The following is a 15,679-nucleotide window of genomic DNA, read 5'->3' on the forward strand; positions in this document are numbered from 1 at the left end:
ATCAAATTGCCCCTGCGATCCATTTTGCTAAGGGAGCGCGAAGAACCGAAGGGAAGTGTTCCGTGAAAGCAACGATCTGGCACAATCCGGCCTGCGGCACCTCGCGCAAGACCCTGGCGATCCTGCAAGAGACGCCGGGCGTGGACCTCACCGTGGTTGAATATCTCGTCAATCCTCCGAGCGCCGATAAGCTGGCCCAGCTTTATCGCGATGCCGGAATTACGCCGCAGCAGGGCCTGCGCCTGCGCGGTACCGATGCCGAAGAGCGCGGCCTGCCAATGGCCGATGCTGCCCATGTGCTGGCGGCGATGGCGGCTCAGCCGAAGCTGATTGAGCGGCCGCTGGTTGAGACCGACAAAGGCGTGCGACTGTGCCGGCCGCAGGACAAGGTGCTGGAAATCCTTTAACGCTGGCTGAGCAGGTCCTCGTCGCGGCCCAGCCCTTTGATGCCCACTGCGAGTACGGCCAGGCACAGCAGTTCTATCACAGCAAAGCCGATCCAGGAGGAATGGCCATAGAGCCACACCCCGATTGCTGGGGCCAGGATATAGGCCGCGCCGTTGACCGACGCGACAATCCCGGCCGACTGCCCCTGTTCAGCGCGGCTAACCGCGAGCGAAGCCCCGGCGGTAAAGCCGGGACGGAACAGCCCGAAGCCCAAGCAGGCGATCGAGGTGCCAAGCGTGATGGCGTGCAGGTCTTGGGCTATGGCCAGCAGGGCGACGCCCATCGCGGCGAGGCTGACCCCCCAAAGGCTTGAGGCACGCGGGCCCAGTTTCCACAGCGGGATAATACCCCACTGCGCCAGCAGTGTCGCAATGGCTCCGGCCATCAGCACCAAACCGGTCGGCCCGGCCCCGGCCATTGGCGTGGCACGCAAGCCCAGCCGGTCGAGGATCAGAAAGCCGACAATCCCCATCACCATGGCCTGGGCATGTCCCCCCAGCAGCCCGGCGACCAGCCAGGGCCGGATCCGCCGGTCAGTCCACTTCAGGTCGGGTACTTCGGGTGGCAGCGCCCCATCGTCCGCGTCCGAACCTTCCTCACGCATCCGCGAATCCGAATTGGCGCTAAACGGGGCGGCGAGCACTTCACCCCGCGCGGCATAGGCTGGGGCATCGTCTGGCAGGCGCAGCCGCAGCGCGATCAACACGACCACGGCGATCAGCGTGAAGGCGAAGAACGGGCTGACCAGGCCAAGCCCCGGCACGATCAGTAGCGGTGCCAGCGCCGGTCCCAGCACCGTGCCAAGCCCGAAGCTGGAAGAGATCAACGAAAGCGACTGGGTCCGTTCCGCCCGGCTGGTTCGACTGGCGACATAGGCCTGAACCGCCGGCGGTGCCGCCGATCCGAACCCGCCATAAAGCGAGCGGCAGGCAGCAAAAAGCAAGAGTGTGCCAAGCGCACCGAGATAGCCCTGCAAACCAAACCACAGGGCAAGCCCGCAAAGCCCGAAACTGGAGATGAAGCCAGTCAGCCCCAGCGCCATCATTGCCTTGCGGCCACGCCGGTCGCTGCGCCGCGCCCAGAACGGTGCGCAGAGCATCCAGAGCAGGGCCGACCAAGTGTAGGCCAGGCTGATCCAGAAATCATGCACCTTTAGAGCTGTGCCGATTGAAGGCATGACCGACTGCATTGCGGTGTTGCCCGCCGCCGTCACCAGCATCACCGTGAACAGCAATGCGACGCGGCTGCGCGGCAGGCTGGCGGTCACGCTTCCCTTTTCGCCAGGCGGGGGTGTGTCAGCTTGGGTCATCGCCTCTGTCCCTATGTCTGTCGCATCCACCTTGCAATGGCCGGACAAATTTGTGAAACCACATAGGTAGCCACGGAAAACAGGATCCAATCCCTCGCATGTCGTTTACCGAGCTTGCCCGCAAGCCGCTTTCGGCCCGCATCAAGCACCGCATCAAGCGTGTGATGGGCCCCTGGGGGATCTTCCTGCAAGGCTTCCTTGAGCATCCGGTGATGGTTGGGTCCATTATCCCGTCCTCGCGGTTCACGATCGAACGTATGCTGAGGCCAGTCGACTGGGACCAATGCCAGCTGTTTGTCGAATACGGTCCCGGGGTCGGCACCTTCTGCCGTCCGGTGCTTGACAGATTGCGGCGCGATGCGCGGCTGATCGTGATCGACACCAATCCGCTGTATATCGATTATCTCAAAGCGACGATCACCGACAGCCGGTTCATCCCGGTCCTGGGATCGGCGGCCGATGTAGAGGATATTGTCTGCGCCCACGGCTTTGACCAGGCTGACTATGTGCTTTCTGGTCTGCCGTTTTCGACCTTACCCGATGGAGTTGGCCCGGCTATCGCCGCCGCGACCCACCGGGTCCTGCGACCGGGGGGTGCATTCCTGGTCTATCAGTTCAGCGCCAAGGTGCGCGATTTCATGGCGCGGCATTTCACCCGGATCGACGCGGATTTTGAGCCGCTGAATGTCCTCCCCTGCAAGCTCTTCTGGGGCTGGAAGGACTGAGACCTATTCAATCGGGATTGCGGCTGCAGTCGAGTCTGGACGGGCCAGCTGGCGGTGTGTTGCGGCATAGACCGCCATGAAGAAGATTGCCATCACCGCCTGCAATGCGGCCGAGACCAGGGTGCCTAGGGCGGTGCCCAGCTCCATCCCAAGCAGCAGCCTGAGCGCCAGGTCGGCCAGTCCACCCACGAGCAGGATCACGATCCCGAAACCGATCAGCAGCAGGGCGTAGAACAGCAGCAGCCGAGCGGCATTGCCGCGGGTCAGGCCCCACGAGCGCTTCAGTGCGGCCACGGGATTGCTTTCCCCGTCAACCATAACCACGGGGGCGACGAGAGAAATCCTGACCATCACAAAGACCAGGGCGACAATGCACGCGGCCACCACCACGGTCGCCAGCGCCTGGCTGCCGGTCAGCGCGGCAAGGGTAATCGGGATCATCGCGGCAGCGGCGAAACCCATGCCTGCCAGCAATTGCGCGGCGATGACCGGCAGCGCGCCGCGCAAGGCCAGCTTGAGCGCCTCGGCCACCGTCGGTCGGGTGCGGTCCGTAAACAGCGCCAGCATTGCCAGGGTGCCGATCACCTGGCACACCGCCATGCCCAGCAGCCAGGGCCAGGCGCCGTTGTAGTAGACGCTGAGCGTGGCAATCATCGTATCGGTGTCGGCCCCGGCAGGTGGCTCGGGCGGGGGCACCAGAATGCCCACGGCGAAGCTTGGCAGCACAAGGAATACCCCGGCCAGTGCCCACAGCACATCGCGGTTGGCCGAAACGAGCTTGGTAGCCTCTTGCCAGGCTCGATTGCTGTCAAACCGCATAGCTTGCACTCCCATGGTTGTTGCCCCTTGATAACAGCAGCAATTGCCGCCACGCAACGCGCGATGATTCAGGGACTGCCCGCTTCGATCGAATGGCGCCGCGATACTGCGCAGGTGCCCTATCGCCATGCGCTCGACGATATGACTGCCCGCAATGCCGCAATTGCCGAAGGCGTGGCGGATGAGCTGGTCTGGCTGCTTGAGCATCCGCCGGTCTACACCGCCGGAACCAGCGCTGCGGCAGACGAATTGCTCGATCCGCGGTTCGAAGTGGTCGAGGCCGGACGCGGGGGGCGTTATACCTATCACGGACCGGGGCAGCGGGTAGGTTATGTCCTGCTCGATCTTAAGCGCCGGGCGCGTGACGTGCGCGGCTTTGTTCATGCGATGGAAGGCTGGGTGATTTCGACCCTGGCAGATTTCGGCGTGGAGAGTTGGCGCAGCGCGGGGCGGGTCGGCATATGGACCCGTGATATTGACGGGCGCGAGGCCAAGATTGGCGCGATCGGCGTGCGGATCCGCCGTTGGGTAACGATGCACGGCTTTTCGGTGAACCTGAACCCGGACCTGTCGCATTTTGGCGGGATCGTTCCCTGCGGGATCGAGGAGTTTGGCGTAACCAGCCTTGCGCGGCTGGGCCATGAAGTGGATATGCCGACCTGGGATGCGGCCTTGCTGGCCCGCGCCCCGGAATTCCTGGCCGCGCTTGAACGGCCTTGTCCGCAGGAGTGAATTGCTGATGCGTAAGCTGCCGATCCTGATCCTTGCGCTGGCGCTGGCCGCTTGCGGCTCGGGCAAGAAGGATGAAGGCGCCGGCAAGGCCGAGGGCCAGATTCTCCCGGCTTCGGCCAGCGATGCCATGCTTCCGCTGGATACTGTGCGCAGCCAGGCACCGCTGGCCCCCAAGGTCGAAGCCGGGGGCAAGGCGGATGACCCGGCGGATGCGGTGGCCACCGATGCAGCGGATCCCCCTGTGACGGACGCTACGGCACCAGCACCGGCTGAAGCCCCCGCGGGCTAGGGGCGCTCGTCGCCCTCAGTCGGCTGGGCTTCGGGCCTTTCCGCGACCCGCGCCAGAACCAGCCCGGCGGCGACCAGGGCCATGCCCAAAAGGTCGGGCGCCCCAAGCACTTCATCGAACCAGATCCAGCCAATGGCGACTGAGACCGTTGGCTGGCTCAACAGGGCCAGGCCAATCACCAGCGGCGGGAAGTGGCGCAGGGCATAGACCAACAGGCCTTGCCCGATAAGCTGGCTGGTAATCGAAAGGGCTATAACTGGCAGCCAATTGGTCGGCCAGAATGGCTCGCCAAGAAGCACGGCGAACCCAGCCATCACCGGCAGGCCGATCAGGCTAGACCAGAACAACAGCGCCCAACTGCCCAGCACGGCCCGACCGCGCTGAGCAAGCAGGATGTAAAAGGTATAGAGAAACCCGGCGAGCAGGCAGAGCAGGTCGCCGATCAGGGTGGTGTGATCGATCTGCAGGCTGCGCCCCAGCAGCAATGCCGAGCCCACGATTGCCGCGCTAAAGGCGAGCCATTCGGGCGTGCGGGGCCAGCGGCGCAGAGCAATCAGCCCCCAGGCCGCGATCAGGATCGATCCGGCATTCCCGAACAGCGTGGCATTGCCAAGCCGGGTGAGTTCGATCCCCAAGTGCCAGCTCGAAAGGTCCAGTGCGAAGAACACGCCGCCGGCAAGGACCCCCCACAGCACGCCGCGCGGGGCACCGGTCAGCGGCTGGCGATTGACCCGGGCGAGCAGCACGAAGAACGGCACGGCCAGCGCCAATCGCCAGAACCCGGCTGATACCGGCCCGCTATCGGCAAGGCGCACCCACATCGGTCCCAATGCCAGCGCCACATTTCCGCCCAACAGGGCGGCAAAGTGCCACGGTGTCGCTGCGCCCATTGCCTTGCTCATCACGATGCCTTAGCCGCTCGGTTAAGAAAGCAAAGTCAAATGGTGCCAAAAATACCACGGAGGACTCCCTTGCACGACGCACTGTTTCAGCCGATTTCGCTTGGCGCGATCGAATGCCCCAATCGCATCCTGATGGCTCCGCTCACCCGCGGGCGTTCGGACCCGGGTTCGGTTCCTAATGCGATGATGGCCGAATACTATCGCCAACGCGCCGGCGCGGGCCTGATCATTTCCGAAGCGACCGGCATTTCGGTTGAAGGCCTCGGCTGGCCCGCTGCACCCGGCATCTGGAACGAGGCGCAGACCGAGGGCTGGAAGCTGACCACCGAAGCCGTACACAAGGCCGGCGGGCGGATCATCATGCAGCTGTGGCACATGGGCCGGCTGGTCCACCCCGATTTCCTGGGCGGCAATCCGCCGGTTTCGGCTTCGGCCACCACGGCTCCCGATCATGCCCACACCCCGACCGGCCGCAAGCCCCATGAACAGGCGCGTGCAGCCACCAAGGATGATATTGCGCGGATCGTTGACGACTATGGCAAGGCTGCCGCCAATGCCAAGGCTGCCGGTTTCGATGGCGTCCAGCTGCATGGCGCCAATGGCTACCTGATTGACCAGTTCATCCGCAGCTCGTCCAACCTACGTGACGATGATTACGGCGGGTCGCCCGAGAACCGTGTACGGCTGATGCGCGAAGTGCTGGAGCGTCTGATCGACGTCTGGGGCGCGGGCCGGGTCTCGATCCGTCTGTCGCCCAACGGCGAAACGCAAGGGTGTGACGATGCCACCCCGGCCGAGACTTTCGGCGCGGCAGCCAAGGTGCTGCAGGAACTGGGCGTTGGTTTTCTTGAACTGCGCCAGCCGGGACCGGACGGCACCTTCGGTCAGACCGACGTGCCAAAGCAGGGCGCGCATCTGCGGACGATCTACAAGGGACCGCTGGTATTAAACAGCGATTACACCGCCGAAAGCGCCGCCGCTGAAGTGGCGAGCGGCGCCTGCGAGGCGATCAGCTTTGGCCGTCCCTATATCTCGAACCCCGATCTGGCTGAGCGCATTCGCCTTGGGGCGGAATGGGCACCCAACATCGGTGTGCCACAGTCGTGGTATCTGCCCGGCCCGGTTGGCTACATTGATTATCCGGCAATGGCCGAAGCTGCGGCCTGAGCGGAAGGGAACCGGCAATGCAGCAGCGGTCCTGGCTTTTCGTCCCGGGCGATAGCGCCAAGAAGCTTGGCAAGGCGGCGAATACCGGGGCCGACGTGATCATCGTCGACCTTGAGGATTCGGTTGCGGCTGCAAGCAAGGGTGAAGCTCGCCAGCTGGCTTGCGCCTGGCTGACCGAGCAGCGCCGTACGGCGCGGTTCGGTCGCTGGGTGCGGATCAATGCATTGGATACACCATTCTGGCGCGATGACCTTGCTGGGGTAATGCCCGGCGCGCCCGATGGAATCATGTTGCCTAAGTCGGCCGGGCCGGAATCGGTCCAGACCCTTGCGGCCGAACTTGATGAGCTGGAGCAGGCCTGCGGCATCCCGGCCGGCTCTACCAAGATCCTTGCCCTCGTCAGCGAGACGGCGGAAGCCGCGATCTCAATTCCAAGTTATGCCGGGGCATCGCTGCCCCGCCTGCATGGACTGGTCTGGGGCGGTGAAGACCTTTCCGCCGCGATTGGCGCTGCGCGCAAGTACGATGCGCACGGCCGTTGGACCGATGCCTTTCGCTATGTCCGCGTGCAGACGCTGTTGACCGCGCATGCCAAGGGCGTGCTGCCGCTCGATACCCTCCACGCCGATTTTGCCGATGCCGAAGGGCTCAGGCGCATCGCCGAAGAGGCCCGCGCCGATGGCTTTGGCGGAATGTTGGCGATCCACCCGGCGCAGGTGCCGGTAATCAATGCTGCCTTTACGCCCGGCGAGGACGAACTGGCGCACGCCCGCGCGGTGATTGCCGCCTTCGCTGCCCAGCCCGATGCCGGGACGCTGCAAATCGACGGCAAAATGATCGACCGCCCGCACCTCGTGCTGGCGAAGCGGCTGCTGGGGCTTGCAAACTAGCGCCTAGGCCCGGCCCAGGTCACCCTTGCCCACGGTCCCGCTGGCCATGGCCAGCATGGCGTCGAGACTCTTCTTGGCGGCAAGCCGCAGGGGCTCGTCAATCTCGATCCGCGGCTGCAGGTCACGCAGCGCGATGTAGAGTTTCTCCAACGTATTGAGCGCCATGTAGGGGCAGATGTTGCAGTTGCAGTTGCCGTCCGCCCCAGGTGCGCCAATGAAGGTCTTTTCGGGGATGGCCAGCTGCATTTGGTGAATGATGTGCGGCTCGGTCGCAACGATCAGCGTGTCGCCGGGGAAGGTCTTGGCGAACTGCAGGATGCCGCTGGTCGATCCGACATAGTCGGCATGGTCGACGATGTGCGGCGGGCATTCAGGGTGCGCGGCGATCGGTGCAGTGGGGTGCTGAGCCTTAAGCTTCAGCAGCTCGGTCTCGCTGAACGCCTCGTGGACGATGCAGACCCCCGGCCAAAGCAGCATATCGCGACCGAACTTGCGGTTGAGATAGCCGCCCAGGTGCCGGTCCGGGCCGAAGATGATTTTCTGCTCGGGCGGGATCTGGGCCAGGATCGTCTCGGCGCTGGAGCTGGTGACGATCACGTCGGACAGCGCCTTCACCTCGGTCGAGCAGTTGATATAAGTCAGTGCAATATGATCGGGGTGCGCCGCGCGGAAAGCCTTGAACTTTTCGGGCGGGCAGGAATCCTCAAGGCTGCATCCGGCATCCATATCGGGCAGGATCACGATCTTTTCGGGGCTGAGGATCTTGGCCGTATCGGCCATGAACTTGACCCCGCAAAACGCGATGACATCGGCATTGGTATCGGCCGCCTTGCGCGACAGCTCCAGCGAGTCCCCAACGAAGTCGGCCAGGTCCTGGATTTCCGGCTTCTGGTAATAGTGCGCCAGGATCACAGCATTGCGCTCTTTGCGAAGGCGCTCGATCTCGGCGCGAACGTCGATTCCGGAAAGATTGGTTGGCTGGGCGGTCATCAGGTGTCCCTTCGCGAAGTGCTCCCCAGATGGCCTCTCGCCGTCTGCTAATCAAGGCATGCGTCGGACGGTCTATAGCTCTCTGTTCAATAGGCCCCTGCCGATAGCAATGCTTGGGGCTTGGCCAAGCAAGCCCCGTTCGGCTCTTCAGCCTGCCACTCGCCAGATTTCATCCTCGCAATCCACGCGCCCTTGTCGTTCCAGATCGAGGAGATGCGCCAGTACTGAGCGGCCCGCTGCCCCGGTCAGGCGCGGATCGAGCCCCTTGTACATGGCGGCCACCATGGCGGTGATCTGATGTGGCCCAGTACCAAGCAGACGCAGGATCTGGGCCTCGCGGCTGCGGCGGTGGCCCAGCATACCGCGAACGAGTTGGCGCGGCTTTTCGACTACCGGCCCATGGGCTGGGTAATATCGGGTGTCCTCACGATCATAAAGTTTTTGCAAACTCGCCATATAGGCGCTCATGTCGCCGTCAGGCGGCGAAACCACGCTGGTTGACCAGGCCATTACATGGTCGCCGGTGAACAAGGCGCCGCTCTCGACCAGGCCGTAGCACAGGTGATTGCTGGTGTGACCGGGGGTGGCAACGGCCTCGATCGTCCAATCCGGCCCACTGATCCGCTCACCATCTGCAAGCACCCGGTCTGGGGCGTAGCCGTGGTCAAAGGCTGAATCCGCGCGCGGGCCATCGTCACTCAGGCTCAATGGCGCGCAGCCAATGATTGGCGCGCCGGTAAGTACCTTCAATGGTGCAGCAGCGGGAGAGTGGTCGCGGTGGGTATGGGTGCACAGGATCGCCGTGACCTTTGCCTTGCCAACAGCGGCAAGAATAGCCTCAACATGGCCGGCACCATTGGTGTCCGCCCCCTTGAACGGACTGGGCTCGCTGCCGGTGCCGCCATCAGCCGGGCCGGGATCGATTACCGCAACCTCGCTGCCAGCTCCGACGATGTAAGTCTGGGTTCCGCTGAAAGTGTAGGGTGACGGATTTGGGGCCAGCACCCGGCGCACCAGTGGCTCACACAGTTCTGAAAGGCCGGTGGGCCAAGGCTTAGCAGGGATATCCATAGCCCGGGGGATATGGCCCTTCGCGCCCCCCTCGCCAAGCCCCTTCGCGCTCGCTAGGAAGCGGCAAAACGGAGAGGCTGGATGACTGCTATTGGCGACCTGATCCTGGTGCTTGACGCCGGCACCACTTCGACCCGCGCAATGCTGTTCACGCCGCAAGGCGTGCTGAAGGGCGTTGCCCAGGAAGAGCTGACCCAACACTACCCGCAGCCCGGCTGGGTTGAACACGATGCGGCCGAAATCTGGGACAAGACCCTGGCCTGCGCGCGGCAGGTGACCGGGGAAGCCGGGGGCGCCAAGAGGATTGCCGCGATCGGGATCACCAACCAACGCGAAACCGTTGTTGCCTGGGACAAGGTTACCGGCCAGCCGCTGCACCACGCGCTGGTTTGGCAGGATCGCCGCACCGCCGATTTTTGTGCAAGCTTGCGCGATAGCGGGCAGGAGCCGGTGGTCCAGGCAGCAACCGGGCTGCTGCTTGATCCCTATTTCTCCGGGACCAAGATGCGCTGGCTAGTCGATAACATCCCGGCCGTAGCCGGGGCCGCGACCAGTGGCCGGCTGGCGCTGGGGACGGTCGAATCCTGGCTGACCTGGAAGCTGTCGGGCGGGGCGCATGTTACCGATGCCAGCAATGCCAGCCGCACGCTGCTGCTTCCGCTGGCGGGGGCAAGCTGGGACGACGGTCTGTGCGAACTGCTTGGCGTGCCGCGCGCTGCCTTACCGGAAGTGACCGATAATGCCGGCCGGTTTGCGATGACCCTGCCTGAATTCCTTGGTGCTGCGATCCCCATCGCTGGATTGGTAGGTGACCAGCAAAGCGCCACAATCGGTCAGGGTTGCCTCAACCCAGGCGAGACCAAGGCGACTTATGGCACCGGGGCTTTTGTCCTGGCAAATATGGGTAGTGAAGTGCCGCGTTCTGGCCACCGACTGCTGGGTACGGTTCTTTGCCAGCTGGGCAGCGCGCGAACCTATGCGCTCGAAGGATCTGTTTTCGTTGCAGGTAGCCTCATCAAGTGGCTGCGCGATAGCTTGGGTATTATCACTTCGGCGGCCGAAACCGCAGAGCTCGCAGGTTCGGTCCCCGATAGCGGCGGGGTGACGATCATCCCCGCACTTTCCGGCCTTGGCGCACCTCACTGGCGGCCCGAGGCGCGAGGTGTGATCATGGGAATGAGCTTCTCGACCACGCGGGCTCACGTCGCCCGTGCGGCGCTGGAGGCAATGGCGATGCAAACCGCCGATCTGGCTGCCGCCTTTGCCGCCGATGGGGCTGGCTGGACAGCCTTGCGGATAGATGGTGGAATGAGCGCCAATGACTGGATGGCGCAGGACCTGGCTGACGTACTGCGAGTACCGGTGGAGCGGCCTGAATTTGTTGAGACCACAGCGCTAGGTGCGGCCATGCTTGCTTCGGTTGGGGTCGGTATTCACAGCTCGCTGGCGGATGCGGCCAGAGCAATGCGTGGTTCGGTGCAACGGTTTATGCCCGGTGCAGAGCCAGCGGCAGAGCGGCGTATCGGCTGGGACAAGGCCTTGGGGCTGATTTGATCGCTCCGCATCCATATCAACCGGGTCTTGGTGTGGGCAGATCCTGTCTGGTCAGCGCCGCGCAGCGCGCGCCAGCCTTTCACGAAGCGCGATAATTGCGCTTGGGGCGCCGCGGTCTTGTTCGCGCCAAACGGCATCGATCCGTTTTAAACGGGCATGCAGCCGTTCGGTGGCCTGGATAAGATCCCGGGTGTCGGGATCGAGCAGGGCCAAGCGGCCAGGGTCACTCTCAGGAAAATCCGCTAGCTTGCCATACCGGTGGAGTTGAAACTCCGAGAGTTCGCCATTCAAGTAGGCGCGGTGATTGAGCAGCCAGGCAACCGAATGCATCATGCGCGTTGTTGTGCGAAGTGCTTCGCATGAGAGGGCAACCGTCGCCTCGTCTTCGTCCCCCGCCACGGCTTCCAGCCGACCAGACAGCGTAAACGCATGGCGCACCTCATCCGACAGGATAAGCGCCTCATAATAAAGAGATTCGACGATCCTTGGATTTATGTTCGCGGGCGTTGCCATCAGCCGGGCGTAACCATTCTGCCGCGGCTTTGTCACCCGCAGTTTGGGCTCATTTTATTGACCATTTCTGCACTGTCCCGGCGAGGGACGCTTTTGCCGATTGAGATCGATCAGGCGATGATGTCTGGGATCAAATAGTCTTCGAGCATCGCGATCTGATCCTTGAGGCGCAGTTTGCGTTTTTTCAGGCGGGCGATCTGTAGCTGGTCGGTGCCGCCGGCGCTGGTCAGCGCATCGATCGCCGCGTCAAGGTCACGGTGTTCGATCCGCAGCATTTCCAGGCGCTTTTTCAGCTCCTCTTCGCTCACCAGTGCCTCCCTTTGCCCAATCAGGCGCGGCGCCAATTCGGGCCGCCGCAAGTGTCCGGAATGAGTACTTCGCAAGATAGGCTTATTATGCTTCCATGACAATCGCAGTGACCCCGCCGCAAGCCGAGTCGGGAACAGCGAACTCGGTCTGGGCTCTGGTCCTGCCCCTCGGGGCATACGGAGGAGTATCGCCAATGGAACAGTCGCATGTCAGTGCCTTGCAGCTTAAGCACGCCGGACTTGAGCGCCGCATCCAGGATGAATTGAACCGCCCGCTCCCTGACCTCGCGACGATCCAGCAACTCAAACGAAGAAAGCTTCGCATCAAGGAAGAACTTGAGCATTTTTAGCGCTCGATTTCCTTGAGGCGCGCGGTCGGCGGCGGGTCGGCCAGCAATGGTCGGTAGGCCAGCCACCGTTTAGCGTGCCGTGCGGACTTTTGCCTCCGCCTAAGCAGCGCAAACGATTGCTGCGGAACGGATTTGGCAACAAATACGGTTGCACCACGCTGCGCCGTGCTTGCGTGTGGCGCAGTTTGGGCTAGCTAAGGCCTATGCCGCTTTCCGCCGCCTCGGCCGCCCGTACGATCCTGACCCGCCTGCACGATGTCATGGCGTCGCGCAGCCATGCCCAGGCCAAGCTTAACAATGTGGTCGAAGTGATCGGCGAAGGCCTCGATAGCGAGGTCTGTTCGATTTACCTGTTGCGCGAGGGGATGCTTGAACTCTTCGCGACACGCGGGCTTGCGCAAGAAGCCGTTCACGTCACCCGCATGGCTGTGGGCGAAGGGCTGGTCGGCACGATTGCCCAGAACACCGAAATGCTCAACCTGGCGGAGGCAACTGCTCATCCGGACTTTTCCTATCGCCCCGAAACGGGCGAAGAGAAGTTCCACTCCTTCGCCGGGGTCCCGATTGTGCGGCGTGAGCGCGCCGTGGGCGTGCTTTGCGTCCAGCACGCCGATCCCCGCCGCTATGAAGAAGTGGAGATCGAGGCGCTGCAGACCGTGGCCATGGTGCTATCGGAACTGATTTCCAACGCTGGCCTGGTCGATGAGGAAGAGGCCCTGCTCAGCCCAGCGATGACCGGGCCGCAGCGGCTCGGCGGCCTGGCGCTGGTCAAGGGCCTGGCGATTGGCTCTGCCGTGTTCCACCAGCCGCGGATCACGATCGAACACGTCATGGCCGAGGATCGCGATGCCGAACTGCAGCGCGTCTATCTCGCCTTTGACAAGATGCGCGAGCAGATTGATCGGATGGCCAGCCAGGCCGAGTTCGGCGTGGGTGGTGAGCATGAGGAAGTGCTCGAGACCTACAAGATGTTCGCTTACGATGAAGGCTGGAGTCGCCGGATTATCGAGGCGATCGATTCCGGTCTGACTGCCGAGGCCGCGATCGAGCGTGTGCAGCAACGGACGCGGATGCGAATGCGGCAGATCGACGATCCGCTGCTGGCCGACCGGATGCACGACCTGGAGGACCTCTCCAACCGCCTGCTCCGGATCGTTTCGGGCCAGATGGGCACGGCGGCGACCATGGGCTTGAAGCAGGATGCAATCCTGATCGCCCGCAACCTCGGCCCGGCCGAACTGCTGGAATATGACAAGCGCCGGCTGAAAGGCGTGGTGCTTGAGGAAGGCTCGCTTACCGCGCACGTGGTGATCGTGGCGCGGGCCATGGGCATCCCCGTGCTGGGCCGGGTCCGCTCGCTGCGCGGCGCAATTCGCGATGGCGATCTGCTGCTGCTTGATGCCGATGCCGGCAATGTCACGGTGCGGCCGCAGCCGGCGGTGGTCGATGCTTTCGAGGCGCGCTTTGCCAAAAGCCGCGAACGCCAGGCCGCCTATGCCAAGCTGCGCGATGTCGAGCCGTTTACCCGCTGCGGCACTCGCATCACCGTGATGATGAATGCCGGGCTGCGCGATGACATGCCCGGTCTTTCGCTGACCGGGGCTGACGGGGTGGGGCTGTTCCGCACCGAGTTCCAATTCCTGGTTTCCGCCACCCTCCCTGCACGCGAGCGTCAAACGCGGCTCTATCGGGATGTGCTGGATTCAGCGGGTGACAAACCAGTCGTGTTCCGCACGGTCGATATCGGCGGGGACAAGGTCTTGCCCTACCTGCGCCACAACGACGGCGAACACGAAGAGAATCCGGCGATGGGCTGGCGCGCGCTGCGCGTCGCGCTGGAACGCGAAGGCCTGCTGAAGGTCCAGGCGCGCTCGCTGCTTGAGGCGGCGGCCGGGCGGACGCTTAACGTGATGTTCCCGATGGTCACCGAACCGTGGGAATTCGATGCTGCCCGTGCCGTCTTTGAAAGCCAGCGGGCTTACCTGAAGGGCCAGAAGAAGCTGCTGCCCGAAGCGATCCGCTATGGCGCGATGCTGGAGGTGCCGGCTTTGGCCGAGCAGCTCGATGTGCTGGCCCCCAAGCTTTCGTTCCTGTCGATCGGCACCAATGACCTGACCCAGTTCCTGTTCGCGGCTGATCGTGCCAACCCCAAGCTGGCCGAACGTTATGACTGGCTGAGCCCAGCGATCCTGCGCTTCCTTAAGCGGGTCATGCAGTCAGTCGCTGGCCATAACGTTGATGTGACTGTCTGCGGCGAGATGGGTGGGCGACGGCTGGAAGCGCTGGCCTTGATGGGGATTGGCATTCGCCGCCTCTCAATTACCCCGGCCAGCGTCGGGCCGATCAAGGAGTTGGTCCGCAAGGTTGATCTTGAGGAGATCGGCGCGGCGATGAACGGGTGGCTGGCTGCACCACCACGCGACCTGCGGGCAGCCCTGACCACCTGGGCGCAGGAACGCGGGATCGACTGCGATTGATCCCCGCTTCGCCGCGTACAGCTGCCGGGCCGTCGTAGGATTGGCACAAGCCATGCAATTTTCGTTGACTTGGGTTGGCAATCGGCGAAGTTCCGGGTTGCGGGGCAAGTTCGCAAAAACGGCATGGCTTCCGGGGTCTAAATGATTGATAATGAAGAACAAGAGGTGCAACTGCCTCTGGAGGGTGCAGGGGCGCAACTGGCGCGTGCGCGTGTCGCGGCCGGTAAGTCATTGGCCGATTTGGCACAGGTGACGCGAATCTCCGAACGCCAGCTCGCAGCGATTGAGGCGGGCAATTATGCCGCCTTGCCATCGCGCGCCTATTCCATCGGTTTTGCAAGAACCTATGCCAAGGCAGTCGGCCTCGACAGCAATGCAATTGTCGCGCTTGTTCGCGAGGAGCTTGCCCAACAAGAACCAGATCACGCGCGGCGTACCGTTCCTGCGTTCGAACCTGGCGATCCCGCCCGGCTGCCTGGTCGCCGCGTTGCTTGGTTTGCGGCGCTTGGCCTGGTGCTAGTCTTGATTGTCAGTTTTCTGGCTTGGCCCAGCCTCTATTCGTCAGGCGGCACCTTGCCATCGATCCTCCCCCGCCCCAGCCCCAGCCCCAGCGTTACGCTGAAGCAACCAGTGCCGGTCCCGGTGCCTGTCAACGGCCCGGTCACCTTCACCGCGACGCGGGACAAGGTTTGGGTCCGTTTTGTGGATGGCAGTGGCCGGCAGCTGCTGCAAAAGGAGCTGGCGTTCGGCGAAAGCTGGACCGTGCCCGATACGGCTGGCGCGGTTGTATTGACCACAGCCCAGCCCGATGGCCTTGCGATAACGGTTGGCGGTCGCCCGGTCCCGCCCCTTGCTGCAACTCAGCAGCTGATGCGGGATGTGCCGGTTACGGCCGCGGCCTTACTTGACCGGGTTGACTTGGCCGCTGCCAATGCGGAGGCAACCGCGACCACGGCTCCTCCGCCGCGCCGCCCAAACAGGTCGCGTAAGGCCCCACCAGGGGATGACAGTGCTGTTCCAAACGTGACCCTGCCCGCAGCTACGCCGTCCCCGTTGCCAGGCAATGAGACAGTGCCTGTAACTGCGGATAGCCAAGGCTAACCGCTCGACAGGACTGATTTGAAGCGGCTATGTCG

General features: G+C 63.4%; 17 protein-coding genes. 10 read left to right on the forward strand and 7 right to left on the reverse strand.

Going from position 1 to position 15,679, the window contains the following annotated elements; translation table 11 throughout:
- The first annotated feature begins 62 nt into the window (after positions 1-62).
- Positions 63-407, forward strand: a complete 345-nt coding sequence (locus tag RQP55_RS03610; RefSeq protein ID WP_315608818.1) for an ArsC/Spx/MgsR family protein — start codon at positions 63-65, stop codon at positions 405-407.
- Here RQP55_RS03610 and RQP55_RS03615 read toward each other — a convergent pair.
- Entirely contained in the window at positions 404-1,756 is a 1,353-nt protein-coding gene (locus RQP55_RS03615) for an MFS transporter (RefSeq protein WP_315608819.1), read from the reverse strand. The two genes, RQP55_RS03610 and RQP55_RS03615, sit on opposite strands and share 4 nt — an antisense overlap.
- Before the next feature lie 98 nt (positions 1,757-1,854).
- On the opposite strand from RQP55_RS03615, the gene RQP55_RS03620 reads away from it, so the two are divergent.
- Positions 1,855-2,481, forward strand: a complete 627-nt coding sequence (locus RQP55_RS03620) for a class I SAM-dependent methyltransferase (protein ID WP_315608820.1) — start codon at positions 1,855-1,857, stop codon at positions 2,479-2,481.
- Positions 2,482-2,484: 3 nt separating this feature from the next.
- Here RQP55_RS03620 and RQP55_RS03625 read toward each other — a convergent pair whose 3' ends face one another.
- A complete protein-coding gene (locus RQP55_RS03625; RefSeq protein WP_315608821.1) occupies positions 2,485-3,315 on the reverse strand; it encodes a hypothetical protein in 831 nt (276 codons plus the stop codon).
- Between the two features lie 48 nt (positions 3,316-3,363).
- Between RQP55_RS03625 and lipB the strand changes: the two genes are divergently transcribed.
- Both lipB and RQP55_RS03635 read left to right on the forward strand, forming a co-directional pair.
- Positions 3,364-4,032, forward strand: a complete 669-nt coding sequence (lipB, locus tag RQP55_RS03630; RefSeq protein WP_315608822.1) for a lipoyl(octanoyl) transferase LipB — start codon at positions 3,364-3,366, stop codon at positions 4,030-4,032.
- Between the two features lie 7 nt (positions 4,033-4,039).
- Positions 4,040-4,321 carry a hypothetical protein gene (locus tag RQP55_RS03635; protein WP_315608823.1) on the forward strand — a complete coding sequence of 94 codons (282 nt, stop codon included), beginning with the start codon at positions 4,040-4,042 and terminating at the stop codon, positions 4,319-4,321.
- Here the strand turns inward: RQP55_RS03635 and RQP55_RS03640 are convergent.
- Positions 4,318-5,223: a DMT family transporter gene (locus RQP55_RS03640; RefSeq protein WP_315608824.1), complete on the reverse strand. Its 906-nt coding sequence runs from the start codon at positions 5,221-5,223 to the stop codon at positions 4,318-4,320. The genes RQP55_RS03635 and RQP55_RS03640 overlap by 4 nt on opposite strands.
- Positions 5,224-5,292: 69 nt before the next feature.
- On the opposite strand from RQP55_RS03640, the gene RQP55_RS03645 reads away from it, so the two are divergent.
- Together RQP55_RS03645 and RQP55_RS03650 are read left to right on the forward strand one after the other, a co-directional pair.
- A complete protein-coding gene (locus tag RQP55_RS03645; protein ID WP_315608825.1) occupies positions 5,293-6,390 on the forward strand; it encodes an alkene reductase in 1,098 nt (365 codons plus the stop codon).
- Positions 6,391-6,407: 17 nt separating this feature from the next.
- Positions 6,408-7,280, forward strand: a complete 873-nt coding sequence (locus RQP55_RS03650) for a CoA ester lyase (protein ID WP_315608826.1) — start codon at positions 6,408-6,410, stop codon at positions 7,278-7,280.
- Positions 7,281-7,283: 3 nt separating this feature from the next.
- On the opposite strand, the gene nadA is transcribed toward RQP55_RS03650, so the two are convergent.
- A complete protein-coding gene (gene nadA, locus RQP55_RS03655) occupies positions 7,284-8,270 on the reverse strand; it encodes a quinolinate synthase NadA (RefSeq protein WP_315608827.1) in 987 nt (328 codons plus the stop codon).
- Positions 8,271-8,417: 147 nt separating this feature from the next.
- A complete protein-coding gene (locus RQP55_RS03660) occupies positions 8,418-9,341 on the reverse strand; it encodes an MBL fold metallo-hydrolase (RefSeq protein ID WP_315608828.1) in 924 nt (307 codons plus the stop codon).
- A gap of 81 nt (positions 9,342-9,422) precedes the next feature.
- On the opposite strand from RQP55_RS03660, the gene RQP55_RS03665 reads away from it, so the two are divergent.
- On the forward strand, positions 9,423-10,895 hold the full coding sequence (locus tag RQP55_RS03665) for a glycerol kinase (protein ID WP_315608829.1): 1,473 nt from the start codon (positions 9,423-9,425) through the stop codon (positions 10,893-10,895).
- 51 nt (positions 10,896-10,946) lie between these two features.
- Here the strand turns inward: RQP55_RS03665 and RQP55_RS03670 are convergent, their stop codons facing one another.
- Both RQP55_RS03670 and RQP55_RS03675 read right to left on the reverse strand, forming a co-directional pair.
- Entirely contained in the window at positions 10,947-11,408 is a 462-nt protein-coding gene (locus tag RQP55_RS03670; RefSeq protein WP_315608830.1) for a DUF1465 family protein, read from the reverse strand.
- A 110-nt stretch (positions 11,409-11,518) separates the two neighbouring features.
- Complete coding sequence (locus RQP55_RS03675; protein ID WP_315608831.1) at positions 11,519-11,716, reverse strand: YdcH family protein; 198 nt, start codon at positions 11,714-11,716, stop codon at positions 11,519-11,521.
- 194 nt (positions 11,717-11,910) lie between these two features.
- On the opposite strand from RQP55_RS03675, the gene RQP55_RS03680 reads away from it, so the two are divergent.
- From RQP55_RS03680 to RQP55_RS03690, 3 genes are all read left to right on the forward strand, one after another.
- Positions 11,911-12,066: a YdcH family protein gene (locus RQP55_RS03680; protein WP_315608832.1), complete on the forward strand. Its 156-nt coding sequence runs from the start codon at positions 11,911-11,913 to the stop codon at positions 12,064-12,066.
- A 203-nt stretch (positions 12,067-12,269) separates the two neighbouring features.
- On the forward strand, positions 12,270-14,543 hold the full coding sequence (gene ptsP / locus RQP55_RS03685) for a phosphoenolpyruvate--protein phosphotransferase (RefSeq protein WP_315608833.1): 2,274 nt from the start codon (positions 12,270-12,272) through the stop codon (positions 14,541-14,543).
- 165 nt (positions 14,544-14,708) lie between these two features.
- Positions 14,709-15,644, forward strand: a complete 936-nt coding sequence (locus RQP55_RS03690; RefSeq protein ID WP_315608834.1) for a helix-turn-helix domain-containing protein — start codon at positions 14,709-14,711, stop codon at positions 15,642-15,644.
- Positions 15,645-15,679 lie beyond the last annotated feature (35 nt).

Source organism: Novosphingobium sp. APW14, assembly GCF_032337075.1.
Classification (GTDB): Bacteria; Pseudomonadota; Alphaproteobacteria; order Sphingomonadales; family Sphingomonadaceae; genus Novosphingobium.

Excerpts from the sequence above, each read along its gene's own strand:
- RQP55_RS03615 (WP_315608819.1), bottom strand. The coding sequence starts at position 1,756 with ATGACCCAAGCTGACACACCCCCGCCTGGCGAAAAGGGAAGCGTGACC.
- RQP55_RS03620 (WP_315608820.1), top strand. The coding sequence starts at position 1,855 with ATGTCGTTTACCGAGCTTGCCCGCAAGCCGCTTTCGGCCCGCATCAAG.
- RQP55_RS03625 (WP_315608821.1), bottom strand. The coding sequence starts at position 3,315 with ATGGGAGTGCAAGCTATGCGGTTTGACAGCAATCGAGCCTGGCAAGAG.
- lipB (WP_315608822.1), top strand. The coding sequence starts at position 3,364 with ATGATTCAGGGACTGCCCGCTTCGATCGAATGGCGCCGCGATACTGCG.
- RQP55_RS03635 (WP_315608823.1), top strand. The coding sequence starts at position 4,040 with ATGCGTAAGCTGCCGATCCTGATCCTTGCGCTGGCGCTGGCCGCTTGC.
- RQP55_RS03640 (WP_315608824.1), bottom strand. The coding sequence starts at position 5,223 with ATGAGCAAGGCAATGGGCGCAGCGACACCGTGGCACTTTGCCGCCCTG.
- RQP55_RS03650 (WP_315608826.1), top strand. The coding sequence starts at position 6,408 with ATGCAGCAGCGGTCCTGGCTTTTCGTCCCGGGCGATAGCGCCAAGAAG.
- nadA (WP_315608827.1), bottom strand. The coding sequence starts at position 8,270 with ATGACCGCCCAGCCAACCAATCTTTCCGGAATCGACGTTCGCGCCGAG.
- RQP55_RS03660 (WP_315608828.1), bottom strand. The coding sequence starts at position 9,341 with ATGGATATCCCTGCTAAGCCTTGGCCCACCGGCCTTTCAGAACTGTGT.
- RQP55_RS03665 (WP_315608829.1), top strand. The coding sequence starts at position 9,423 with ATGACTGCTATTGGCGACCTGATCCTGGTGCTTGACGCCGGCACCACT.
- RQP55_RS03670 (WP_315608830.1), bottom strand. The coding sequence starts at position 11,408 with ATGGCAACGCCCGCGAACATAAATCCAAGGATCGTCGAATCTCTTTAT.
- RQP55_RS03680 (WP_315608832.1), top strand. The coding sequence starts at position 11,911 with ATGGAACAGTCGCATGTCAGTGCCTTGCAGCTTAAGCACGCCGGACTT.
- ptsP (WP_315608833.1), top strand. The coding sequence starts at position 12,270 with ATGCCGCTTTCCGCCGCCTCGGCCGCCCGTACGATCCTGACCCGCCTG.